The organism is Haladaptatus sp. T7 (genome assembly GCF_026008575.1).
GTDB classification, from domain to species: domain Archaea; phylum Halobacteriota; class Halobacteria; order Halobacteriales; family Haladaptataceae; genus Haladaptatus; species Haladaptatus paucihalophilus.
Map to the genome: position 1 here is coordinate 348,321 of NZ_BROP01000001.1, position 23,083 is coordinate 371,403.

The following is a 23,083-nucleotide window of genomic DNA, read 5'->3' on the forward strand; positions in this document are numbered from 1 at the left end:
ACGAAACCGCATCGTGGAGCAACGTCATGTCTGAAAAAGTCATCGCCGATTTCGTCGCACGCTACAGTCTCGATACCCAACCGTCGCCAGAGCCGGTGCGGGGTCGAATCATTCTGAGCCAAAAACGGCTCGTTTTGGCGACGAGCGAGTCGAAAACGACGATTCCGCTCACGTCGGTATTCGACATCTCGGTCGGACACGTTCCCTCCGAACTCGAAGGGTTCTTCCAGGACACCATCACCGTCGCGTTCGAGCGAGACGGTGCAGGCCATTCGGCGGTCATCGAAGCGAAAAACGATAACGTCGGGAAGTTCAAAGTCTTTCTCTTCAAGGCCATCCTGAGCGGCACGCCCGTGACGGTGAAACACCCGGCGCGAGTCGGCGGGCGCGTCACCGGCGAGACGTTCGAAACCGGAAAACTGCGTATCCAACCCGGAAAAGTCGAGTTCCTCTCGATTCCCGAACCGTTCGCGGTTGACCTCTCCGGCGTGAGCTATTTCCAGAAACAGGACCGCGACGTCGGCGGACAAACCCGAACCGTCGTTGCGATTCGACACAACGACAACGGACAGACAGTCACCTCCGAATTCGCCGTCGGTGCCGAGCGAAAACTGAACCTTCTCGGTCGCTATCTCCGCCTCGAATACGCCGAGATATCCCAGCGTGCGGAACGTATCGACGTCACCGAACAGGAGATGGAGGCCCTCGTCGCCATCTACTCCGGCGCGAACAGCGGCAACCTCGCGGGAGCGCTCGGTATCGACGCTGGCAGCGCCGCGATGGTTCTCACCGAAATCGAAAAGAAAGAACTGGTGGACCCCTCCGACGACGGACTGTCGTTGACGGCACCCGGAAAGATGCTCGTCAGCGACCGCATCGAGAAAGTGAACACGTAGCGCGGCGCGAAGTTCGGTTCATTTGGCGACCGATTCTATCACAGATATTATATTCGATGCAGATAATGTTAATAGGCTGAACTATTTGTGGCCGTATGGAAGTCGCAATCGTTTCCGACATGCACGTGCCCGGCCAAGCGGAGCGGATTCCCGACGCGTTTCGTGAGCACATTCGGACGGTCGATCACGTTATCCACGCTGGCGACTTCGGCTCGGAGGACGCTCTCGTCGACGTGCAGGCGCTCGCATCGGATCTGACGGCGTTTACGGAAACGCGGATCCCAACGACATCGACCTTCCGAGTGTCGCGTCGGTGGACATCGCGGGCGTGACGTTCGTCGTCGTCCACGGAATCGTCAATCCCGTCGAACGGGCGGTTTCCAGTTCGGAGGGCGTCGTCATGAACCGCGACGATTGGGTGGACGCTATCGCCGACACGGCGCGTGCGAGGGGCGACGAACCGGTGGTTGGAATCGGCGGACACACTCACGAGGTCGAAGACACGATGCACGACGGCGTTCGACTGTTGAATCCGGGGTCGGCAACGGGGGTCGGACCGGACACCGAGGCGACGATGCTGACCGTCGAAGTCGTCGATGGGGACCTCGACGTAACTCGGCACGAAGCGTAAAAGAGAACGGACGCCAACTCGCTCGGATTACTTTTCGCTGATCGAGCCACTGGCGATATTTCGTCCCCGCGTCTTCAGACTCACCTCGCGACGCTTTCTGACCTCCTCCAACACGTCGAGTTCGATGAGTCGTTCGAATATCTCCTCTACTTTGTCCACGTCCATCCCGAGGAAGTCCGGGATTTCGAACGCGGAGACGCCGGTGTATAGCGCCATCAACACCTCCTTTTCCGTCTCCGAGAGGTCGGCACCCGACTCGCTCTGCTGTTCGCCCTTCTGAAAGAGCGACCCGAGGAGGGAACAGCGCCGCGCTTTCCCGGATATGTACGTCTGGATGCTGGTGCTTCCCTCCGAGTGCTCGACTTCGAGGACGGTTCGAGTCTCTCCTTCCACGGTTCGCTTTGCGGTGTCGACCTGCCCGATGTCGTCGAGTTCGAGCTGGATGAAGACGCCACTGGCGACCGCGATACCGACCTCGCCGACTTCGATTTTAACCCGAGCGCGCTCCCAGTCCGTATTCTGCACCACACCTCCTTTGACGGCGGGGTGCTTGACGAGAATCATCGACTGGTTCAACATCGCGCCGTACAGCTTGGCCTCGAACTCCTCGATATCTAACTGTGAGGAGACGAGAAACACGTCGCCGTCGTACTCCAAACTGACGTAATCGGAGACGCTGGCGACCGACTGGTTCACGTCGTATCGGCCGCTCATGCCGCTGATCTTGGAGAGGGGAATGGTTCGTTTCCCGCCGTTTCCGGCGAGGATGAGCCGCCGGTTCGAAAGCAGAACGCGGCCGCTCGTCCAAGCGGCGTCCTTCAGCTTGTGGCCGCCTTTCATCGCTTGGAGGAACTTCCCCCTCGTATCCGTGATTTTGTATTCGCCTTCACTCATGAGTGAGAGAGATGGAAATCGTACCCGTTAGTTCGACCCGTCGGTGAGGTCGCCAACACGGTCCGCGAGTTCACTGATTGCGGCCGTCTGTTCCATGGTGGCACCAACGATGTCTTCGGTGGCGGATTCGACCTCCTCGGTCGTATCGCGCACGTCTTCGACGGTCGCCATGACCTGTTCGACGTTGGCGGCTTGCTCGTCGTTCGCCTCCGCGACTTCCGTCACGCCAGTTGCGGCCTCGTCCACCGCGTCCGCGATTTCCTCGAGGGCGATGAGGGCGTCTTCGATCTCCTCACCCGCATAGCGGACCTGCTGGTTCGATTCTTCGACGGCGACGACGGTTTCGTTGGCCTGTGACTGGATATCTTCGATGCGACCGGCAATCTCTTCGGTGTGCTCGCGGGTCTGGTTCGCGAGTTCTTTTACCTCGTCAGCGACGACTTCGAACCCGCTTCCGGCATCGCCCGCACGGGCGGCCTCGATGTTCGCGTTCAGTGCGAGGAGGTTGGTCTGGTCGGCGACTTCCGCAATAACCTCGATGACGCCCTCTATTTCTGACATCTGGGATTCGAGTTCTGTGACGGTTTCCACGAGGTCGTCGCTCATCTCGATCACGTCGTCCGTCGCTTCACGCGCGCCTTCACTGGAGCCGAGACCGCTGTCGGCGGCCGCCTTCGCCTGCTCTGCCGCGGACGCGACTTGATCGGAACTCGCCGCGACTTCCTGCATGCTCGCGCTGAAGTTCTCCATCTCGGTTGCGACGGTCGAGAGAAGCGACGTCTGTTCGTCCACGCGTTCTTCGATGGTGTGTGCGGACCCGGAAGCTTGGTCTACCGACTCGGCGAGTTCGGACGCCTGTTCGTCGACCCGGCTTGCGAGGAGTTCGAACCGTTTCCCCATGTCGTTCACTTGATCGACCACGGAGATGAGCCGGTCGTCGACCACGCCGTATTCGTCCGTGAAGTCGGCACGGGCGGACAGGTTGCCGCTCCGCATGGCGGTCAGCGTGCTTCCGAGTTCTTCGACCAATCCAGTCACGCTCTCGTGGCGACGAGCGTCTTCGGTCCGGTCGTTAACCGTCTCGACCACCGCGATGAGTTCACCGTTCTGATAGAGCGGTTTGGCGGAGAAGACGATTTCACGTTCCTCCCCGTCTTTCGTCATCATGTGGCTTTCGTCGCGGTAGAGTTGATGGTCGTCCTCGTCTTGTTCGATATCGAATTCGAGGTGTGCGTTCTCCGGCACTTCGAGGATTTTATCGGCAAGCGTCTTGGCACGGCGGCCGTCGGGATAGAACGCGGTACTCGCTTGCTCCGTCCCGATGGCTTCCGCTCGCGGCGTGCTGGTCAGTTCCTCGATAGAACTGTTCCACGCAACGACTCGGTGGTTGGCATCGAGCATGAACACCGGAACGCCGATGCCATCCAGAAGCGCCTCGTCATCGACGTTGAGCTCGTCCTCATCCTCGTCTTCGTCCCCCAGCAGTGATGTTTCGTGTGCTTCCAAACCGGCCTGCATGCCCGAAACACCAGCCCAGACCCCATCCACGAGTTCGGACTCGGCTCGCACGAGTTCGTCGGAAACCGCATCGTTTCCCTCCCCGAGTCGGTGGTCGAGTCGGTCGAACGTCGCTTCGATCATCGCCTCGAATGCCGCACCGTACGTCGCGGCGAACGCCGCCCCCGGAACCGCGGCGTCCGCGTGCTTGCGACCGAGTTGGGGAGCCTCCGCGATAGCTGCCTCGGTGTTCGAGAACAACCCGTTCAGATGCTCGATTTGCGCTCGCTGCAAATCGTCACCGGCGTTCGTCCCGCCGTACACGTCCGTGATAGAATCAGTCGATATGCTGTTCTGATCGGAGACAGTAACCGACTCGTTTTGTGTCCCTCCATCGAATTTTATACGTTTTTGAGACTCACCAGACATGTCGGAACCCAGAATAGTGTCCTTTAAAACCCGGATGAGCGAGTCCGTAACCATTGTTGGCGAATCAAGACACTAGACGAATATAAAACTTTAGTAAAATCTCAAAAGAGATAACGAGGGCGTCGAAAACGTTGACAAAACGGTGATACTATGCCCGTCCGCCGAGCTTGGAGAGTGCGGAGAACGCACGCTTTCTCACCTCTTCGTCGTCGGTGGTGTCGACCAGCGTATCGAGTCGTTCACGTGAGCGCTCTCCGCCGACTTTTCCGAGACCGAACGCGGCCATCGCTTGTGCATCCGTCGTCGCTTCCGAGTCGGAGAGGACTTCCAAAAGCGCGGTTTCGACGGACTCACCACCGATCGTCGCGAGGCTGGTGACCGCGAATTGGGCAGTCATGCCATCGTCGGCGTCCAAGACGCCGACTAACGTTTCGATGGCCTCCCACCGATGTTGCGTGCCCGTAACTCGTCCGAGCAACCACGTGGCGTTCCGGCGTTGGTGCGCTTGGGAGCCTTCCTCGATGATATCGACGAGCGAACTGACGACGACACGGTGGTCGCTCGTGCTCAACTTCTGGACCATCGTCTCGCGGAGTTCGTGACTCTGCTCCGGCGGTACGTTAGAAAGCAGTTCGATCAACGAGAACACGGCGGCCTTCCGAACCGCTTCCGATTTGTCGCCCAGCAGACCGACGAGCGCGTCGAGCGGTTTCACGCTGCCGAAGTTACCGAGCGACCCGGCGGTGATTCGTCGAACCGCTTCCGCGGGGTCGTTGAGCATCCCGAGCAGTGCAGAGAGCGCTTCGTCGCCCTCTATTCGACCCAACGCTTCGGCCGTTTCGCGCCGGACGTCGACCTCCTCGTCGGTCCGCCGCTCGGCGAGATGCGACACGGCCCGCTTATCCTCGAGTCGCCCCAGCGCACGCGCAACGCGTGCACGAACCCGAGGGTCCGGGTCGGGGAGTCGACGAATCAGGTCCTCCGTCGCCGACCGGCTGCCGATTCGTCCGAGGACGTTTGCGGCGGCCATTCTAAGCTCCGGTTGATCGGACGTGAGCGCATCCGTAAGTTCCTCCGCTCGTGCCCACTCCGCTTTGCTACCGCTGATCTCCTCGCCAACGATTGCGCTGATGAGTTGTTCGACCGCTTCGCGCTGGTCGAGAGCGTCGATAGCGGCCGCTCGAACCGCACCGTTCGAATCGTCCTGTGCGGCCGTGGTCAGTGAATCAACAACTTCATCGTCCGGAACGTCGAGGTCGCCAAGGATTTCCGCGGCTCGCTGTCGGACGGTATCGTTGTTGCTCTCGCTAAGCAACGTGACGAGGCGTTCGGCGTCTGCCTCTTTTTCGAGAGTGAACAGCGATGTCACGGGTTGGAATTACCGTACTGAATGAAAAACCTACCTTTCCGACAAGGAGTCGATACGCTCCGCTAGGCAATATGGCGTCGATAAAAGAAAGGGAAAAATCGTTTAGACCGTCACCGCGCTCTCTTGCGAGAGCGACTGCGGGATGCTTGCGCGGTAGAGGGTGACTGCACCGTACTGCGTGGTGAGTCGGAGTTCAACCGTCTGACCTTCACTGAGTCCGTAGACGCCGGACCCCGAGATTGCGGTTGCGTTCATTGTGATGGTGAAGCGGTCGTCCTGACTGTTAAGGACCGGCACGGAGTCGTCCGTGTCCTTGATGGATGAGACGCTGAAGTTACCGGCATCGGCGGTATCGCTTTTCGTCAGCGTCGTGGCCGTGTTCGGGCCGATCCACTCGATAGTGGCCGTCGAGAGGTTGATGTCGTCCGAACCGGAACCGCGCATGACCGTCAGGTTGATTTCGTCAACGGTTTCGACGCCATTCGTAGCATCGTAGTCACCCGAGCTATTGAGGAGCGTCACGTTCCCGAAGCCGGAGACGACTTCGACGCGGTTGGACACCTGTGCCGTACTGTCTTGGCCCGTCTGTTCGGATTTCGACTGGAGGAAGCCCGCCGTGTTGATGAGCACGCCCGCCGCGATTGCGGCGACCAATACCATCGCGATGAACACGATGAGCGTCCCGATGCCGACCTGACCTCGATTGTTGAGGCGTTGTTGGATTGCGTCTTTCATTCTAATTACCTTAGACCGTCACCGCGCTTTCCTGCGAGAGCGACTGCGGGATGTTCGCGCGGTAGAGGGTGACTGCACCGTACTGCGTGGTGAGCTTGAGTTCGACCGTCTGACCTTCCTGCAGCGACTGGGCGCTGATCGCCGTCGCGTTCATCGAGATAGTGAAGCGGTCGTCCTGACTGTTGAGGACCGGCGCGGATGCATCCTCGTCCTTGATGTCAGAGACGTTGAAGTAGTTGCTACTTCCGGGCGTACCAGTTCCGGCGCTAGTTGCGTCAGCCTGGGACATATTCCCGGCGACCAACGTCTTCGCCTTGTTCGGACCGATCCACTCGATGGTGGCCGTCGAGAGGTTGATGTCGTCCGAACCGGAACCGCGCATGACCGTCAGGTTGATGTAGTCAACCTGTTCGTTATTTGTTACGTTCCCGAAGCCGGAAACGACTTCCACGCGGTTGGACACCTGTGCTGTACTGTCTTGACCCGTCTGCTCGGATTTCGACTGGAGGAAGCCCGCCGTGTTGATGAGCACGCCCGCCGCGATTGCGGCGACCAATACCATCGCGATGAACACGATGAGCGTCCCGATACCGACCTGACCTCTGTTGTTGAGGCGCTCTTGAATTGCGTCTTTCATGATTTCTCACTTCATGTCCGACCCGATATGTATCACGGTTCGGACGCTATGCGGAACGAATCAAAGGACCGTATTAAAACTACGTATCCAATTATCAGGCATGATATCGAATTTAGACGGCCCCAAACCAAAGAATACGGCCAATATTGTCGGGTAAAAATAGCTGCTTGTGAGAATATGTCACCTAGACATGATTGAAAATATTATGAAAAGAAACCCGATGGTCGAGAACAAATAGTTAACCGACAACAAGAATCGGATGCCTTCGAAATCGTAGATGAACGCACTGACGGTCGTCGCGAGGGCCGCCGCGACGACGAGGGTAAAGCCGATCGAGAGATGGAACAGCGTCCGGCGACCGGTTCGTCGGTACGCGCGAACCGCGAATGCGACCATCGATAGTCCCGCGATAGCAAGTGTGACGCTAAAAACACCATAGAGAAGCTCTATCGTCTGCATGTTAGCGCTCCTTCAAGTCACGCCACACGTCGACCAGCGCGTTTTCGACCTCGGGCCGATTCTCGATGGACACGTCGATACCGTCACGCTGAAACGAAATCGCAACGGCATCGATGTCACGCCGGTACACCTTCGTTCGACGTCCCTCGTTCGAGAATTCCCGTCCGGTCAGTTCGAGTAGGTTCGCTTCCGTGAGTTCTTCGATTCGTCGGTAGCTCGTCGCTATCGGGATACCGAGTTCGTCGCTTAGCTCCTGTGCGGATTTCGGCTCGTGTGTTGCGTCGAGTATTTCGGCATTATATTTGTTGCCGAGAACTCTCAGCAGTTCCACAGACCCCATCGGTTATCGACTTTGATAACCAGACCATAAAAAGATACCGTCACCGTTCCTCTAGAAACATATCATGAAAAAATTTGAATTGTAGAGAGCTGCACTCGACGGAAAAGCGAATCTACCCCGACAGCTGTCGGCGGAACAGTAAAGTGGACTCCAACAGGAGAACCAGTCATGTCAAAAACTGTTTCTGCGTTGCAGGTGTTGGTCTTCCGACTTGAAGATAAACGGTACTGTATCGATATAGCACATATCGACGAAATTGTCGATAGACACGAATTGACTAAGCTTCCCGATTCGAAGCCGCACGTCGAAGGCGTCATGGACCTCCGTGGCACGACGACGACTATCGTCAATCCGAAGACGGTGCTCGGATTGTCCGGCTCGGGGACCGGGAACCGCGTTATCGTCTTCGAGACGGAGGACGAACGGAGCATCGGGTGGGTCATCGACGAGGTGAATCAGGTCATCAGTCTGGACGATGTAGAGGTGGACGAGTCGGTCGAGAGCCAGTCGGTTCACGGCGTCATTCGACAGGACGGCGAGTTCATCATCTGGGTAAAGCCCTCCGCAATCAACGTCTGAGATTGACAGGTCGCAACGAACTCGAGGGTCTCGTCTCATCCCGTTCTACCGTGCCCATTTGCCGCCGGTTTCCGCATCGAGCGCGACTTTTCGTAGATGGGCGGTACCCGATATCGGTAGGTCCGTCCGCTCGACGAATTGCTTCCCGGGTCAGCGACTCGAAAGTAGTGAAACCGTAATCGTGAGCACCGAACGTTTTCCGAAGTCTATCGCTGGTACGACCGGTGTTCGGCCCGGTGGCGAGAATCGCGGGTACGACCATCTTGGCGGGTCCTAAGACCGTCCTTCGTCGTGGTCAGTATGCGTATAACAAAGAGGCAAAACGGGTATTCGTAATTACCGTTCAACCCCCGATGCCGGACACCGGGGGGAGCTGAACACAGCAGAGGCGAGTTACCTATGAGATTCCAGAACGCTAGACGAACAGTCTATCGAAGTCGCACCGTCCATCGGAACAAACACCAGCTATCGCTTCGTCGGCAATGAGTGACAACAACTTCTCGGAGGTATTCGGCTAATGTGTGGTATCATCGCCCGAGTTGGCGAAACGAAAGACGCTGTGGACGAACTGCTCGTCGGTCTCGAAAACCTCGAATATCGGGGCTACGATTCGGCCGGGCTGGCCGTGAAAAACGGCAGTGGTCCCGCGGTCTTCAAACGCGAAGGACAGATTTCCCACCTCAAGGACATGCTGATAGACGAGGTGCCTGCGGGCGGACTCGGTATCGGTCACACACGGTGGAGTACGCACGGTCCGCCGACCGACGAAAACGCACACCCGCACACCGGTTGCGCCGGGCAGGTCGCCGTCGTTCACAACGGCATCATCGAGAACTACGAATCGCTCCGGGCGGAGCTTTCGGACCGCGGTCATACGTTCGAGAGCGACACCGACACCGAAGTGATTCCCCATCTCGTCGAGGAGCACCTCGACCGAGGGGCGACGCCGGAACAGGCGTTCCGACGGACTATCCGTCGGCTCTCGGGAAGCTACGCCGTCGCGATGTTGGTCGAGGGAAGCGACGCGGTGTACGCGACTCGCTCGGGGTCGCCGCTCGTCCTCGGCGTCCAGGACGGCACGTACTTCCTCGCAAGTGACGTCCCCGCGTTTCTGGATTTCACCGACGACGTGATATTCCTCGACGACGGGGATGTCGTCGTTATCGAACCGGGCGGCCACGAGATAACGAAACTCGACGGCACGCCGGTCGAACGAGCAGTCCAGACCGTCGATTGGGACCCCCAAGACGCCGGGAAGGGTGGCTACGAGCACTACATGCTCAAGGAGATTCACGAGCAACCGACGGCGCTTCGTCAGACGCTTCGAGGACGTATCGAACACGTCACTGGCGACATCTCCCTTGAGGACTTCCCGGAGGGGACGTTCGACGGAATTCGGCGCGTCCAGTTCGTCGCCTGCGGGACGTCCTACCATGCCGGGCTCGCCGGAAGCCACTTCATCGAGAGTCGCGGCGTCCCGTCGCAGACGTTCCTCGCCAGCGAGTACGCCGTCTCGACGCCACCGGTCGACGACGAAACGCTCGTTATCGGCGTCACGCAGAGCGGCGAAACCGCTGATACCCTTTCGGCGTTGCGACGTGCGAACGCGAGCGGCGCACGGACGCTCGCACTGACGAACGTCATCGGTTCGACCGCCGCCCGCGAGTGCGACGATGCACTGTTCATCCGCGCCGGTCCGGAGATCGGCGTGGCGGCCACGAAGACGTTCTCCTCACAGGTCGCGTCGGTGTCCCTCCTCGGCGAACGAATCGTCCGGGACGTCGTCGGCCATCGGAGCGAGGACATCGAAGCGGTGTTGTCCGCATTCGCCGACCTTCCCGACCACGTTCAACAAATCCTCGACTTCACGAAGGCCCATCGTATCGCGAAACGGTATCACGACAGCGATGCCTACTTCTTCATCGGCCGCGGGACGGCTTTCCCGGTCGCGTTGGAAGGGGCGCTCAAATTCAAGGAGATATCGTACGAACACGCGGAGGGCTTCGCGGCGGGCGAGTTGAAACACGGACCGTTGGCGTTGGTGACGCCGACGACCCCGGTATTCGCGGTGTTCGACGGCCAGAACGACGAAAAGACGCTCAGCAACGTCAAGGAAGTAGAGGCCCGTGGCGCACCGGTTATCGCGGTCACGAGCGATGCAAACGAGACGGTTTCCCAGCACGTGGATGACGTGTTAACGATTCCGGACACGCATCCCGACGTGGCGGGGGTCCTCGCCAACGTGCAATTGCAACTGCTCTCGTACCACGCTGCTGCCCTGCTCGACAGACCCATCGACAAACCACGCAACCTAGCGAAGAGCGTGACTGTCGAATGAGGCGGTCGGGTAATCCTCGCTTACCCACCAGAACGAAACTGAACGGTCGGCGCGGTTTAATCGCAGTCCGACCGCATTTTCGACACATATGAACGCCGTCGTCCTCTCTCTCGACGCCGAACTCGCATGGGGGTATCACGACTTCGAAGAGGTACCCGAACACGTCGAGAGCGCTCGCACATCGTGGTCGCGGCTCCTCGCACTGTTCGACGAGTTCAACGTCCCGGCCACGTGGGCCGTCGTTGGCCATCTCTTTCTCGACTCGTGTGACGGCACACATGCGGGGCATCCGACGTCGACCGGCGACTGGTTCGACCGAGACCCCGGCGGCGTTGCGGCACAACACCCGCTCTGGTTCGGCGACGGACTCGTCGATTCCATCGTCGATGCCGACGCGAACCACGAAATCGGCTGCCATACGTTCTCCCACGTCGAGTTCGGTGACGATGACACCGACCGCGAGGTGGCCGTCGCGGAAGCACGGACGGGGTTGGAGGTGGCGGACGACGCGGGACACACCCTCGAATCGTTCGTCTTTCCGCGGAACAACATCGGCCACCGGGACGTGCTCGCCGCCTACGGCTTCACCTGCTACCGCGGCGAACGACCGGAACTCTGGTACGACGGGTCGCGCTTCGACTCGCTGGGTAAGCTCATCGACCTGACCGTGAGCAAGACGAACCCGCCGCTGGTCGACCCCGAGGTGGACGAGTACGGACTGGTGAACATCCCCGCGTCGATGTTCCTGTTCGGCTACGAGGGACGGGTTCGGACCGTCACGGAACGGCTCTGGGACGACCCGCTCGTCCGGTCGGCCAAACGGGGCATCGACCGCGCCGCCGACGCCGAGGACGGTATTTTCCACCTCTGGATGCACCCGAACAACTTCACGGAGGAGCGGGATTTCGAGCGGTTGCGAACCATCCTCGAACACCTCGCCGCCCGGCGCGACGAGGCCAGACTGCAAGTCCGGACGATGGGGGACGTCGCCGGTGAGATTCGCGGTGTCGACCCCGCGACGACGCGGACGCCCATCGGTCCGCGGTAACCGTTCGGTGGGTTCGTTTTCGAGGGACCGTCGGCGGTTTCGCTTTTTGCGGATGTGTTTTCACGGCGTCCCAGCGGCGCGTCGGTCGGAACCGCGCGGATGTGGCTGACGCTATCGACACCGGCCACTTTTCGGGGGCGAGTACGGTCGCGGCTCGCTTCGCTCGCCGTCCCCGGTGCGATGACTTCGAGCGTCGTTCGTTGTTCGCATCCGGCGGCCGGTCACGCACACCCATCCCGACGAATCGACGAGGAAAATTTCGAGTAGACCGAGCCGGAACGCCTGAAATCAGCCCATAACAAAGCGAATCCCGGTGGTGAATCCGAGAGAGCCACGGGCAGGCATCTGCCCCGGCAACGATAACCTATGTCGATGGAAACTGCGAGCCCGGAGCGGGCGTTCGTCCTCGGACTGGACGGCGTCCCATGGGATTTGATTCGCCGATGGACAGGGGAAGGAAAGCTACCGAACTTCGCTCGGTTGCTCGAAGAGGGGGCCGCCGGACCGCTCACGAGCACGACACCGGACGCGACGCCGCTCGCGTGGCCGACGATCGCCACGGGTGTATGGCCCGACAAGCACGGGCTGTACGGCTTTCAGCATCTGGAGAAGGGGTACACCCACCGAATGAACACCAGCGCGGACGTTCGTCGGCCGGAGCTCTGGGACATCATCTCGCCCGCCGTCGTCGGCAACGTTCCGATGACCTACCCGGCGAGCGACATCGACGGGTCGCTCGTCACGGGGATGATGACGCCGGAGATGGACGACGGATTTACCCACCCGCCCGAACTCGCGGACGAAATCAAAGACACCATCTCCGACTATCGAATCGGACTGTCGTGGGACGAGTACCGCGACCGCCCCGACGAGTTCCGCGAGGAACTGTCGAAACTGCTCGACACGCGGCGGACCCTGATGCGACGGCTGATGGAGGAAGACTGGCGCCTGTTCTTTTTCGTCTACACCGCGCCGGACCGCCTCCAGCACCTCATTTGGGAGGACGACGTGCTCCTCGAACACTACCGTGAACTCGACGCCATCCTCGGCGAGGTGATGGAGTACCTCGAATCCCGCGATGCGGTGTTGTTCGTCGTCTCCGACCACGGCTTCGGCCCGATTTCGCGGTTCGTCTTCCTCAACACGCTCCTCGAACGCGAGAACCTGCTGACGCGGAAGAGCGGCGACGGAACACGGGGGACGCTCGCCAAAGTCGGGTTGACGAAGGACCGCATCGAGGGGTTGATCTCTCGCCTCGGCATCAACGAGAAGACGCTCATCGAACACCTACCGCGGCAACTGGTCGATTCGGTCGCCGGCCACGTTCCCGGAGACCACAACCTCTACGACGTCGATTTCAGCGAGACGGTCGCGTTCGCTCACGGGTCGGGTAACGTCTACGTCAACGACACCATGCGATTCGACCCCGGCGTCGTCTCGCCATCTGACGTACCCGCGCTCAAGGAGGACCTCCGTTCGTTGTTCGAGGGGTTGACCGACCCCGAAACGGACGAGGAGGCGTTGAACGTCTACGACGGCGACGAACTGTTCCCGACTGACCCCTACTCGCCAGACCTCGTGGTGAAGGGCGACGAGGAGTACGAGACGGCGGTGTCGCTGACGCGCTCGGTGTTCTCCGACAGTGGCAGCAAAGTCGCCAGCCACCGTCCCGAGGGAATCTTCTTCGCGTGGGGAGCGAGCGTCGAGGCCGAATCGACGCCCACCGACGCGACCGTCGCGGACGTGGCGCCGACGCTTCTTCACTCCCTCGACGAAGCGGTTCCGTCGGACGCCGACGGCCGCGTCCTGAAGGAGATATTCCACTCGCGGTCGAAACCCGGTCGCCGCGCCGTTTCACAGCGTGATTACGGTGATTCCGAGTCCTCCGATGCCGTCGAAGCGGACTTCGACGACGTGGAGGACAGACTCCGCGGACTGGGGTATATGGAATGACCGAGGGTTCCGCTTCAACACCTCGAACGGCACCACGCGACCGAACGATTCTCATTACGGGCGGTGCGGGCTTCGTCGGCAGTCACCTCGCCGAGTCCTTCGCACGCGACAACGACGTTCGAATCCTCGACGATTTCTCCACCGGAAAGCGCGGCAACGTCCCGGCGGACGCCACGCTCATCGAGGGCGACGTCCGCGACCCGGAAGCCGTCGCCGAAGCGATGGCCGACGTCGATATCGTCTTTCACGAGGCCGCGATGGTCAGCGTCTCCCGGTCGGTCGAACACCCGCTTCGAAGCCACGCCGTCACCGGAAACGGTTCCCTGGTCGTCCTCGACCGCGCCCGGCGCGAGGATGCACGCGTCGTCCTCGCCTCCAGCGCCGCGGTGTACGGCCACCCCGACGCCGTTCCGGTCGTCGAATCCGAGCACAAGCGACCCACCTCGCCGTACGGCATCGACAAGCTGACCGCCGACCAGTACGCCCGCCGATTTTCGGACCTCTACGGGATTGAGACGGTCACGCTCCGCTACTTCAACGTCTACGGCCCGCGCCAGAACCCGGAGTACAGCGCGGTCGTCCGAACCTTCCTCGACCAAGCGCGCCGAGGCGAGGACATCACCATCCAAGGCGACGGCACCCAAACCCGCGATTTCGTCCACGTGGACGACGTGGTGCAGGCGAACTGCCGCGCCGCCACGACCGACCGGACCGGCGAAGCGTTCAACGTCGGTACCGGCGAAAGCGTTACGATTCGAGAGCTCGCCGAGACGATTCGTTCGGTCACCGACTCCTCCTCGGATATCGTTCACACCGACCCCAGACCGGGCGACATCGACCACAGCAGGGCGGACATAACGAAGGCGAGAACCGCGCTCGGCTACGAACCGACCGTCTCGTTGTCAGACGGCCTCGCCGAACTGGTCGAAGAACCGACGGTCTGATCGACGCCTTTCGATCGGTTCAGGGACGCCATAACAAAGTTACTCTCGCTCCTCGTAAGGAGTGTGGAAGGGTGGCTCAGTGGTAGAGCACCACCGACTCGTCGGTGGGAGCTTGATAGGCTTCGCGTGGTTCGAATCCCGCCCCTTCCGCTTTTGCGAGGAACGGACGTGAGGAGAAAAAGCGACCGCGGGGATTCGAAGTAAACGAATCACAGCCTCAACACCGACCTCGACGTGATGGGTACACTGTGAAATACTGTTTTCGTCTCAAATTCTACTAAATGCCAATGTGAGACACTGATTGCTACTAAAAAGTACTAAATAGTACTATTTCCTGTTTTGCGCGGCGTCCCGGGGGCGAAACCGCTCGGTCGAACGAAACGGGAGCACGGCGGCGACCAACTCGACGCGGCGACGACCGCTGTAGGCGACCGCTCCGGTGACGCTGCGCGTCACCGTCGTTCACCGCCGTCCGGTTTCACCCTCCGTTTCTCCGATTCCCGTTCCTCAGCCAGTGCTGTCGGTGCCGACACCCACATTCCCGACTCCCGCTCACTTCGTTCGCGGGGACGCCATCGGCTTCGATAGGAAGTCACAGCGGAAGGAAAGCTGGCCAGTTGCTCCGTCGTCGAGCGGTCGAGCCTTCGTCGAAACGGACGGGCGACCGATCGAACGGGACGAAAAGAGTCAGCTGTGACGGTCGCTCACGACAACACGGCGACGACGCGACGGAGGTCGAGCAGGCCGCTCACGGTTGCGAGTCCGGCCCAGACCGCTCCGCCGAGCAGCACGACGGCGACGAGCGAGAGCGGGCCGGAGACGAACGGGAGGGCGGCGAAGACGACGGCGGACATGGCGAGCGTGATGCCGAAGACGAACGCGACGTGGCGGAGCAGGCGCGAAACCGACAGGTCGAGTTCGTGGTGCACGACGTAGAGGTTGACCAGCACGTACACCGAGTGGGTGGCGACGGTGGCCCACGCCGCGCCGACCGCGCCGAGCGAGGGGATGAGGACGAGGTTGAGCGCGAAGTTCGCCGCCGAGGTCGCGCCCTTGGCCCACGCCCTCTCTCGCGCCCTCCCGAGGTAGTCCAGCGCGTCGCTGGTGATCAGGGTCACCGCTTCGAGGACGACGTAGCCGGAGAACACCTGCACGACGGGGACCGCCCCGGCGTACTTATCGCCGAACACCAGCGTCACCGCGGGTCCGGCGACGAGCACCAGTCCGGCGGCGGCGGGGACGTAGAGGAGGAGCGTGTGCCGGAACGTCGTCTCGTAGAGGCGCGCGGCGGCGCTCCGTGCGTCCTCCGCCTTCTGCTCGCCGTAAGTCGGCGAGATGGTGAACCCGAGGGAGGCCGCGGGTGCCTGAATGAACGTGGCGATGTTCTTGGCGAGGTAGTAGTAGCTGACCGCGACCGGTCCGACGATGGCTCCGACGAGGATGGTGTCGATGCGCTTGTCGAGGACGTTCGCGCCTTGGGTCGCCGTGAGCGGAACGCTGTATCGGAGGACGCGCCGCGAGAGTCCGTCATCGGGCGCGTCAGCGCTGTCGATGGTTGCGTAAAACTTCCAATAGAGGACCCCGAGTCCGACGACCGTCGCCAGTCCGTAGCTCACGACGTAGCCGAGGAGCGCCCCGCCAGCGCCGCCGAAGACGAGGACGCCGACGACGACGAAGACGATGAGGCTCGCGCTTCCGGTCGCCCGCGTCACGGCGCTCCACGTCACCTTGTTGAACCCTTGGAACACGACGACGGCGAACGTCGAGAGGGAATAGAACGCGATGTACGCCCCGCCGAAGGTCATCAGCGGCGCGAGGTCGGGTTGGTTGACGAGATGGGCGATGGTCCCGGAAAAGAGGGTGAACGCCGCGGCCACGACGACGACGGCGGCGAGTCGGTATCGAAGCGCGGCGCGAAGGACGTAGGGCACCTGTCCCGGGTCGTTCTCGCGGTATTCGGTAACGTACCGGGCCGCCGACTTCGAGGTGCCGAGGTCGGCGAACAGCCCCGCGACCCCGAACACCGCGAGCGCGCTGCCGAGGATACCGTACTCGGTGGGGGTGAGCAGGAATCGGGTGAGGACTAGCACCAGCAATCCGTTCGAGGCGATGTGAACCGTTCGAGCGCCCAGCGTCGCTTTGAAACCGCGTGCGAATGATTTTGCGTCCATTATCGGCTGCCTCCGTGGTGTCGTCCGTGCGTCTGGTGTCGTCGGTTCGTCATCGGATGTAGTAGAGGTCGAACCCGCCGCCTGACTGCACCCGGTTCACGCCGGGGCGACTCTCCAACGTTCGGAACCCCTTCTTCGGGAACCGAAGTCCGCGATAGACGGCCAGTTCGCGCTCCCGTGCGGCCTGCGTCACCGGCAGATAGCGCGGGCCGTCGAAGACCCGCTTCAGGCGAGCGGCGGTGAAGTTCTCCTCGGTGGCGTTGTAGTTGCCGTATATCCCCTCCCCACGGAACTCGGCGTCCCGACTCCGCTCGAACCCGAGGATCGCGTCGGAGTACCGTTCACCCGGCGCTCGAAGCCCCGTGAACGTCGCGTCTCCGCGGTGGGATATCGCCGCCGAAAAGCCCGTCATCTCGCCGTCCGATACCTGCCCGGACGGCTGGTACATGTACGGCGAGTGGAAGACGGTCAGCAACGAGAGGACGAGCATGACCGCGAACAGCACCGCCGCGACCGCGCCGAGCGCCCCGTCGGGGCGCACCGGAAGTTTGGTCCCGAGCGCGCCCACGCCGCGGGCGAACGCGACGCCGCCGAGCATGGTGATTGGAACCATGATGAACCCGAGGACGCGGAAGTGGAACTGGCCGTAACTGGCGGCCAAGAAGGCCACGAAGAGGATGCCCAGCGGGAAGGTACCGACGGCGATGTACTTGCTGAACGCGCTGGCGTCGGTCCCGCGGACGCGGTTGAACAACCCGCCGAGCATGAAGAACCCGGCGATGACGAGGAAGACGAAGCTAACGAGAAAGAGCTTCAGGAACAGCAGTTTGATGCTGCCGCCGAGTTGCGAGAGGCTCGCGGCCGCGTGGGCGGAGTCGGCACCCGCGGTCGGGTCCGAGAGGAGGCTGCTGATGAGCGCCTTCACCGCCCCGCCCGAGCGCTGATGGAACGGGGACCACGCGAGGAACATCGCCGTGAGGAAGAACGTCTGTGCGTACAGCGGGCGATGTCGAGCGATGGCGTGTTCGTCGTGGAACAGTCGGTACAGGAACTGCACGAAGACGACCCCGCCGAACAGCAGGATGAGGTTGGCGGCCTGCTGTGGATGGACGAAAACGATGGCGAGCGAGGACAGCGCGAGGAGCGCTCCGGCCCCGGTTCCGAACAGCGGGACTCCCCGCGGGTTCGTCGCGGTGACGTACTTCGCCACGAGGTAGATGACCAGCGGGAGGAACAGTATCGCTTGCGAGGTCGGGTGGGGCATGACGAAGACGCTGATGGCGTTTATCGGGAGCAACAGGAACCCGGCGAGCGCCGCGTAGGTGACCGACCGGTCGTCGTCCACCACGACGCTCACGCCCAAGGGAACGAACAGCAGGTAGACGAGGACGAACGCGGAGACCATCACGAGCATGGCTCGCGCGAGCGGAACCCCCGTCGCTTCGTGAACGACGATGGCTATCGTGTGCGTCCCGGGGTAGAGCAGGTCGTAGGTGGGCATCGCGCCCGAAAGGATGTCCTTCGTCCAGCCGAGGTGCGTCAGCGAGTCCCCCGGCCCGTAGAAGTGATAGCCCCTGATGAGCGGAAGCGACGCGACGGAGAGGACAGTCGTCCCGCCGAGGACGAGTCCGAGCGAGCGGTACCAGTCGGGCGTGGACACCGCGACTCCGACCCCGAGGAAGAGTGCGATACCCGAGCCGACCCAAAAGAGGAGCGGCGTCGCTCGGTAGATCGAGAGTTCGTAGGCTCGCGCTGGCGAATCGTGTGCGATGAAAACGCCGACGGCGAGCGCGCAGAACCCGAGAACGAGCGCCGCCTTTTCCGGTCGGTGTGCGAACGTACGTGCCATTTAGTCGTCACCAGCGTCGCCGGATTCACCCTTTGTTATAGACCGCCTGATTGGTACCGGCCCGAATGAGGAGGCCGGTGGCGAACTCGGCGACGTCGATTTTGTCCGCGAGCAAGCGTTCGCGGCGGCGACGGAACGTGTCGTGGTTCGCCGTTCGGACGAGCGACTTCGCCTTCTCGACCGCCTGCCGGTCGTCCGCCGTCGAATAAAGCAACCCGTACTCCGCGAGTTCGAGGAAGTTCGTCATGTCGTCCCGCCCGGCGAACGACTGGGCGCGCACGGACGGCGTGCCGAGGACGGCCGCCTCGGTCGCCATCGTCGCCGAATCGCCGACGTAGAGGTCGGCGAACGCGAGCAGGTCGTGGACCAGATGGGGCGGGACGGGAAGCTGGTACGACGCGAACTCCTCGGGCAAGTCGGATTCGCTGGAGACGTACAGGTCGCCGTGGTCCGCGAGGAACGACACGAGGTCACGCTTGGCCTCGTGAGAGAACCCCGCCTCGCCCACGTCGTGAAGGGCCGACCACTCCCGGAACCGAACGAAGAAGTACGGGTCGGTCGGCTCGATGCCGTACTCCCGAAGACGGTCCGGGTCGGGCGAAAACCGGTTCGGGTGGAGGTACGCGAGTTCGTGGAACCCGTCGTAGCGCACGTGCCCGTCGCCGAAGTCGTCCCGGAACCGCTGGGGCGTACAGACGATGTGGGCGAGCGGCGTCATGATGCGATGGGACTGGACGCCTTCGTTGTCTATCCAGACGACGCTTCGCGCCCCGACCAGCGGCGCGACGTGCGAGACGGCCACGCCGCCGATGGCCGTCATCACGTCGGGTCGGATGCGGAGCGCCTCCCGGAATAGCCGGGCCTCGTAGGTCGCTTGCACCCGCGCGAGTTCGGTTATCGAATCGGCGGTTCCCGCGAGGACGGTGTGGTCGATGTCGTACTGTTCGAGGAGCGACAGCGCGATGTCCTTGTCGCGGGCGAAGACGAACACCTCGTGGCCGCGTTGCTGCAGCGCGGAGATGATTCCCCGATAGAAGTGGACGTGGGCCGGATGCTGGATGGTGATGATGATTCGCATCAGACGACGGATTCGTAAACCGCGTGAATTCGTTCTCCCATGCGTTCGAGGCTGATGTCGCGGACGTTCTCGCGGCCGTTCGAGCGGCGCGGCGAGGAGAGCACGTCCACCAGCCCGGCGACGAGTTCGTCGTCAGACTGGCAGACGTGCGACGGCGAGACGTCCGCGATGCGTTCGGCCACGTCGCCGACGTCGGTCGTCACGACCGGCACGTTGCAGGCCATCGCCTCCTTGACGGAGTTCGGCGACCCCTCGCTCTTGGAGGGGAGCAAGAGCACGTCCGCCGCGTTGTAGTAGGTGGACATCTCGTCGTGGGGTACCCCGTACACGCTCTGGAGTTCGACGAGGCCGTCCACCTGCTTCGCGGCGGCCGTGACCACGCGCTCCGCCCGCGGGAAGTCCTTTACCTCGCGTGTCGGCGGGTAGGGAAAGAGGACGTGTTTGGCGTCCCGACTCCACCCGACTGCATCGCGCGCCTCGTCCTTCGGTTGGGGTGAAAACCGCGAGAGGTTGATTCCGTGGGGGATGACGTGACACGGGGCGTCGAGTTCCGCCGCCATCGCGTCCGACATGACGATGACCGCATCGCAGTGACGTGCACAGCGTTTGCTCAACCAACCGTACTCGCCGAGCAGGTCCGACCCCCACAGCGAGAGCACGACGGGCAGTCGAAGTTGTGCCAGCGCCATCGGCGCGGTCAACCCGTAGTTCGCGTGTATCAGGTCGTAGTCTCCGATGGAGTTCCGGAGGACCGTCGGGAGGAATCGCAGGTAATCCGTCGGCGTCCGGCGCGTGACCGATTCGCGGGCACGGTGGGTTCCCGGCGGCGCGAGTGTCTCTCCGTGGACGCCGCGCTCCGCGAGAACCCGCAGTTGTTCGTTGTAAAAGCGGGCGTCTGTATTCGTCACGAGGTTCAGCACCTGCAGTGACTCCTGCTGGGTGCTAGTCCTCGGCTGTGAAGTTCCTCTCGACACGTTGCCGAAGTCGATGGCCGAGTCGGCCTTTGTTATCCACCGCTTTCCTGGTTGCAGGAGTGGCGTACCGAAAAGAGTCGGTTTCGTTACCGGTGGGTCACCGCGACCGTCCGTTCGATGCGTTCCTTCGGAACCACGGCGGTCGTTGCGACGTCCACGATGACGTCGGTGAGGTTCACCTTGTCCGAGAGATACTCGTCCCGGCGTTTCCGGAGGCGCTCTTTCGCCGAATCGTTCGCGAGAATGATGAGCGCCTGTGAGAGAACGTCGTCGAAATCACGGAGGTTGTGGATGAGTCCCTCGCGTTCGAGCTCGACGAAGTTTCCCATATCCGACTCGCCGACGAAGGAGTTCGACCGAATCGCGGGCGTGCCGAGCAGGGCCGCCTCCGTCACCATCGTCTGGGTGTCGGCGACCAGCAGGGACGCCTCCGCCAGCGCGTCGTGGAGCAGTGCGGGATGGAGGTCGAACTCGTGCGATTCGCCGGGGGCCGGGTTGCCCCCTTCGTCGGAGACGAACACCGTGACGTGCTCCGAGAGTGCCGAAACGAGCTCCCGCCGTTTTTCGGGCGAGAATCCGGAGTGGCCGACGTCGTGGTGGGACCCGAAGGCATTGAACCGCACGATGGCGTACTCTTCGTCCGGGCTGACCCCGAGGCGGTCCCGAATCGTCGGGTCGGGTTCGTACACGTCCGGGTGGAGGTAGGCGAGTTCCTTGAACCCGCGGAACTCGTAGTGATTCGCACCGAGGTCCTTGCCGAAGGTGTGCGGCGTGAGGAACGTGTCCACGAACGGCCGGGCGGCGATGTGGTCGAACGTCGTCGGTTCCGAGTCGGCGACGACGACGACCGGCGTCCGCGACATCGCACCGGCGTGGGCGGCGTAGGACCCGACGCCGAAGATGAGGTCGGGGTCGTATCGACGGGTCCGCCGGAATATCTGGACGTAGTGCTGTGGCAGTTCGCGGAACAGCGAGTACTTCGTCGTCTCGCACTTGCCGTAGATTTCGTGCGGGAGGTCGTGGTACTCCAGCAGGGCGCGGGTACAGCCGTAATCACGCCCGAGGACGAGCACGTCGTGACCTTGCTCTTGCAAGTCCTCTATCGCGTGCCGATAGAGGTGGACGTGCGCGGGCGTGTTGGTGAAGAACAGGTATCTCATCCTCGGACGAACTGGTATGCCCGTTTGGCGGCGTCCATGGTCGTGCCGCTCGATTCGACGAGGTAGTAGGGAACGAGGTCGGCACCGAACTTCGCCTTGTACCGACAGAGCCGCTCCGTGTTCGCGCCCATCAGGTCGTAGGTCGTCACAGACTCGACGGGCGGGTCGTCCACGATATCCTGAATGATGCGCCAGTGGACGAGACTGTTCACGCTGGTGCCCTCGTACACCGAGCGGGCACCCCCTTGCCAGAAGTACGCGGCGTCGTTGGAGTAGAGGGCGGTGATGCCGGTCAGATAGTTCCCGTCGTCGTCGCGGGCGACGTAGGTCTGGGCGGCGTCACCCAGCCCTTCCCAGAGGTCGCGGACGTAGTTCCACGACAGGCCGAGGGTTTCGTCCTGTTCGTCGTACCGCTCGACGGTGTGTTCGAACACGTCGCGCGCGCCGTCGGTACCCTCGCGGGTGACGGTCACGTCGAGGTCCTCGGCGTCGCGGATTTCCCGCCGGAGACTCTTGCTGAACGATTTCTTCACGGCGTCGGCCGTGGTCGATTCCAAGTCCAATTCGTACGTGAAATAGGGTTCGACGCTCAGGTCGCCCCACGAGTAGGGTCGGGGGTCGCCGTAGGCGGTGCCACAGATCATGCGAAACAGGGTCAGCCCGGACTCCATCTGTTCGCCCACGCGCTGTGCCATGGGTGAATCGAAACCGACTCGCGCTAGCCGTCCGGTGTAGTCGGTTCGAATCCGGTCGAGCACCGTCTCGGTGAACTCGCGGTTGACTTTCTCCTGTTTCCGTCGCTTCGGACTCGTGGGCATCAGTATCGGCCCCAGCCGCGGAATCGCCATGCCCGGCGGCGGCGACATCGCGGCGGTTCCGAGCGGCCCGTTCCGAACGACGACCGGGAGCAGGGCGATAGCCTGCTGTCCCTTGAATCCCCCGTACAGGTGGAGTTCCCCCGGCGCGTGGCGCTCGATTGCAGCCAGCGCGGCCGGTCGGTGAAACACCTCGAACCCGTCGCTGGGGAGTGCATCGTCCCATTCTGTAATATCTAAACGTTCGACTCTCATTCGTCGTCTCGCCAGTCGATAACGGCGGTTTT

The 23,083-nt window shown here is 62.0% G+C and carries 20 protein-coding genes, 1 tRNA gene and 1 pseudogene; 8 read left to right on the top strand and 14 right to left on the bottom strand.

Annotated elements, in window-relative coordinates; translation table 11 throughout:
- Window positions 1-26: 26 nt before the first annotated feature.
- Entirely contained in the window at window positions 27-896 is an 870-nt protein-coding gene (locus tag OPC11_RS02010) for a CheF family chemotaxis protein (RefSeq protein ID WP_264780857.1), read from the top strand.
- 95 nt (window positions 897-991) lie between these two features.
- Window positions 992-1,527, top strand: a pseudogene (locus OPC11_RS02015) (metallophosphoesterase family protein).
- Window positions 1,528-1,554: 27 nt separating this feature from the next.
- On the opposite strand, the gene OPC11_RS02020 reads toward OPC11_RS02015, so the two are convergent.
- From OPC11_RS02020 to OPC11_RS02050, 7 genes are all read right to left on the bottom strand, one after another.
- Window positions 1,555-2,421: a CheF family chemotaxis protein gene (locus OPC11_RS02020; RefSeq protein WP_007977486.1), complete on the bottom strand. Its 867-nt coding sequence runs from the start codon at window positions 2,419-2,421 to the stop codon at window positions 1,555-1,557.
- A 27-nt stretch (window positions 2,422-2,448) separates the two neighbouring features.
- A complete protein-coding gene (locus tag OPC11_RS02025) occupies window positions 2,449-4,242 on the bottom strand; it encodes a methyl-accepting chemotaxis protein (RefSeq protein WP_264780858.1) in 1,794 nt (597 codons plus the stop codon).
- Window positions 4,243-4,495: 253 nt separating this feature from the next.
- The gene (locus OPC11_RS02030; RefSeq protein WP_264780859.1) at window positions 4,496-5,716 is read right to left on the bottom strand and encodes a HEAT repeat domain-containing protein; all 1,221 of its coding nucleotides are present in this window, start codon (window positions 5,714-5,716) and stop codon (window positions 4,496-4,498) included.
- 102 nt (window positions 5,717-5,818) lie between these two features.
- Window positions 5,819-6,451 (bottom strand): archaellin/type IV pilin N-terminal domain-containing protein, encoded by a 633-nt coding sequence (locus tag OPC11_RS02035; RefSeq protein ID WP_007977493.1) that lies wholly within the window; start codon window positions 6,449-6,451, stop codon window positions 5,819-5,821.
- A gap of 10 nt (window positions 6,452-6,461) precedes the next feature.
- Window positions 6,462-7,088, bottom strand: a complete 627-nt coding sequence (locus tag OPC11_RS02040) for an archaellin/type IV pilin N-terminal domain-containing protein (protein ID WP_007977494.1) — start codon at window positions 7,086-7,088, stop codon at window positions 6,462-6,464.
- A gap of 180 nt (window positions 7,089-7,268) precedes the next feature.
- Entirely contained in the window at window positions 7,269-7,547 is a 279-nt protein-coding gene (locus OPC11_RS02045) for a hypothetical protein (protein ID WP_264780860.1), read from the bottom strand.
- A gap of 1 nt (window position 7,548) precedes the next feature.
- Window positions 7,549-7,887 carry a helix-turn-helix domain-containing protein gene (locus tag OPC11_RS02050; protein WP_026177744.1) on the bottom strand — a complete coding sequence of 113 codons (339 nt, stop codon included), beginning with the start codon at window positions 7,885-7,887 and terminating at the stop codon, window positions 7,549-7,551.
- 168 nt (window positions 7,888-8,055) lie between these two features.
- On the opposite strand from OPC11_RS02050, the gene OPC11_RS02055 reads away from it, so the two are divergent.
- From OPC11_RS02055 to OPC11_RS02080, 6 genes are all read left to right on the top strand, one after another.
- Window positions 8,056-8,466, top strand: a complete 411-nt coding sequence (locus tag OPC11_RS02055; RefSeq protein ID WP_264780861.1) for a chemotaxis protein CheW — start codon at window positions 8,056-8,058, stop codon at window positions 8,464-8,466.
- Window positions 8,467-8,983: 517 nt separating this feature from the next.
- Window positions 8,984-10,804: a glutamine--fructose-6-phosphate transaminase (isomerizing) gene (gene glmS / locus OPC11_RS02060; protein ID WP_007977500.1), complete on the top strand. Its 1,821-nt coding sequence runs from the start codon at window positions 8,984-8,986 to the stop codon at window positions 10,802-10,804.
- Window positions 10,805-10,892: 88 nt separating this feature from the next.
- Window positions 10,893-11,852, top strand: coding sequence for a polysaccharide deacetylase family protein (locus tag OPC11_RS02065; protein WP_264780862.1), 960 nt, complete (start codon window positions 10,893-10,895; stop codon window positions 11,850-11,852).
- A 372-nt stretch (window positions 11,853-12,224) separates the two neighbouring features.
- The gene (locus tag OPC11_RS02070) at window positions 12,225-13,805 is read left to right on the top strand and encodes an alkaline phosphatase family protein (protein ID WP_264780863.1); all 1,581 of its coding nucleotides are present in this window, start codon (window positions 12,225-12,227) and stop codon (window positions 13,803-13,805) included.
- Window positions 13,802-14,749, top strand: coding sequence for an NAD-dependent epimerase/dehydratase family protein (locus tag OPC11_RS02075; RefSeq protein WP_264780864.1), 948 nt, complete (start codon window positions 13,802-13,804; stop codon window positions 14,747-14,749). The genes OPC11_RS02070 and OPC11_RS02075 overlap by 4 nt, the downstream gene beginning before the upstream one ends.
- Before the next feature lie 65 nt (window positions 14,750-14,814).
- Window positions 14,815-14,899 (top strand) — tRNA-OTHER (locus OPC11_RS02080).
- 177 nt (window positions 14,900-15,076) lie between these two features.
- Here OPC11_RS02080 and OPC11_RS02085 read toward each other — a convergent pair.
- From OPC11_RS02085 to OPC11_RS02115, 7 genes are all read right to left on the bottom strand, one after another.
- Window positions 15,077-15,205, bottom strand: a complete 129-nt coding sequence (locus tag OPC11_RS02085; RefSeq protein ID WP_264780865.1) for a hypothetical protein — start codon at window positions 15,203-15,205, stop codon at window positions 15,077-15,079.
- A 248-nt stretch (window positions 15,206-15,453) separates the two neighbouring features.
- Window positions 15,454-16,920, bottom strand: a complete 1,467-nt coding sequence (locus OPC11_RS02090; RefSeq protein WP_264780866.1) for an oligosaccharide flippase family protein — start codon at window positions 16,918-16,920, stop codon at window positions 15,454-15,456.
- A 49-nt stretch (window positions 16,921-16,969) separates the two neighbouring features.
- A complete protein-coding gene (locus tag OPC11_RS02095; RefSeq protein ID WP_264780867.1) occupies window positions 16,970-18,769 on the bottom strand; it encodes a hypothetical protein in 1,800 nt (599 codons plus the stop codon).
- A 25-nt stretch (window positions 18,770-18,794) separates the two neighbouring features.
- The gene (locus OPC11_RS02100) at window positions 18,795-19,847 is read right to left on the bottom strand and encodes a DUF354 domain-containing protein (protein WP_264780868.1); all 1,053 of its coding nucleotides are present in this window, start codon (window positions 19,845-19,847) and stop codon (window positions 18,795-18,797) included.
- Window positions 19,847-20,755 (bottom strand): glycosyltransferase, encoded by a 909-nt coding sequence (locus tag OPC11_RS02105; RefSeq protein ID WP_232423726.1) that lies wholly within the window; start codon window positions 20,753-20,755, stop codon window positions 19,847-19,849. The genes OPC11_RS02100 and OPC11_RS02105 overlap by 1 nt, the downstream gene beginning before the upstream one ends.
- 152 nt (window positions 20,756-20,907) lie before the next feature.
- Entirely contained in the window at window positions 20,908-21,981 is a 1,074-nt protein-coding gene (locus tag OPC11_RS02110; RefSeq protein WP_264780869.1) for a DUF354 domain-containing protein, read from the bottom strand.
- Entirely contained in the window at window positions 21,978-23,051 is a 1,074-nt protein-coding gene (locus OPC11_RS02115) for a GNAT family N-acetyltransferase (protein WP_264780870.1), read from the bottom strand. The genes OPC11_RS02110 and OPC11_RS02115 overlap by 4 nt, the downstream gene beginning before the upstream one ends.
- Between the last annotated feature and the right edge of the window lie 32 nt (window positions 23,052-23,083).

What these genes read in the sequence shown, in the direction of transcription:
- OPC11_RS02010 (WP_264780857.1), top strand. Translation starts at nt 27, where the DNA reads ATGTCTGAAAAAGTCATCGCCGATTTCGTCGCACGCTACAGTCTCGAT.
- OPC11_RS02020 (WP_007977486.1), bottom strand. Translation starts at nt 2,421, where the DNA reads ATGAGTGAAGGCGAATACAAAATCACGGATACGAGGGGGAAGTTCCTC.
- OPC11_RS02035 (WP_007977493.1), bottom strand. Translation starts at nt 6,451, where the DNA reads ATGAAAGACGCAATCCAACAACGCCTCAACAATCGAGGTCAGGTCGGC.
- OPC11_RS02040 (WP_007977494.1), bottom strand. Translation starts at nt 7,088, where the DNA reads ATGAAAGACGCAATTCAAGAGCGCCTCAACAACAGAGGTCAGGTCGGT.
- OPC11_RS02045 (WP_264780860.1), bottom strand. Translation starts at nt 7,547, where the DNA reads ATGCAGACGATAGAGCTTCTCTATGGTGTTTTTAGCGTCACACTTGCT.
- OPC11_RS02050 (WP_026177744.1), bottom strand. Translation starts at nt 7,887, where the DNA reads ATGGGGTCTGTGGAACTGCTGAGAGTTCTCGGCAACAAATATAATGCC.
- OPC11_RS02055 (WP_264780861.1), top strand. Translation starts at nt 8,056, where the DNA reads ATGTCAAAAACTGTTTCTGCGTTGCAGGTGTTGGTCTTCCGACTTGAA.
- glmS (WP_007977500.1), top strand. Translation starts at nt 8,984, where the DNA reads ATGTGTGGTATCATCGCCCGAGTTGGCGAAACGAAAGACGCTGTGGAC.
- OPC11_RS02065 (WP_264780862.1), top strand. Translation starts at nt 10,893, where the DNA reads ATGAACGCCGTCGTCCTCTCTCTCGACGCCGAACTCGCATGGGGGTAT.
- OPC11_RS02070 (WP_264780863.1), top strand. Translation starts at nt 12,225, where the DNA reads ATGGAAACTGCGAGCCCGGAGCGGGCGTTCGTCCTCGGACTGGACGGC.
- OPC11_RS02075 (WP_264780864.1), top strand. Translation starts at nt 13,802, where the DNA reads ATGACCGAGGGTTCCGCTTCAACACCTCGAACGGCACCACGCGACCGA.
- OPC11_RS02090 (WP_264780866.1), bottom strand. Translation starts at nt 16,920, where the DNA reads ATGGACGCAAAATCATTCGCACGCGGTTTCAAAGCGACGCTGGGCGCT.
- OPC11_RS02095 (WP_264780867.1), bottom strand. Translation starts at nt 18,769, where the DNA reads ATGGCACGTACGTTCGCACACCGACCGGAAAAGGCGGCGCTCGTTCTC.
- OPC11_RS02100 (WP_264780868.1), bottom strand. Translation starts at nt 19,847, where the DNA reads ATGCGAATCATCATCACCATCCAGCATCCGGCCCACGTCCACTTCTAT.
- OPC11_RS02110 (WP_264780869.1), bottom strand. Translation starts at nt 21,981, where the DNA reads ATGAGATACCTGTTCTTCACCAACACGCCCGCGCACGTCCACCTCTAT.
- OPC11_RS02115 (WP_264780870.1), bottom strand. Translation starts at nt 23,051, where the DNA reads ATGAGAGTCGAACGTTTAGATATTACAGAATGGGACGATGCACTCCCC.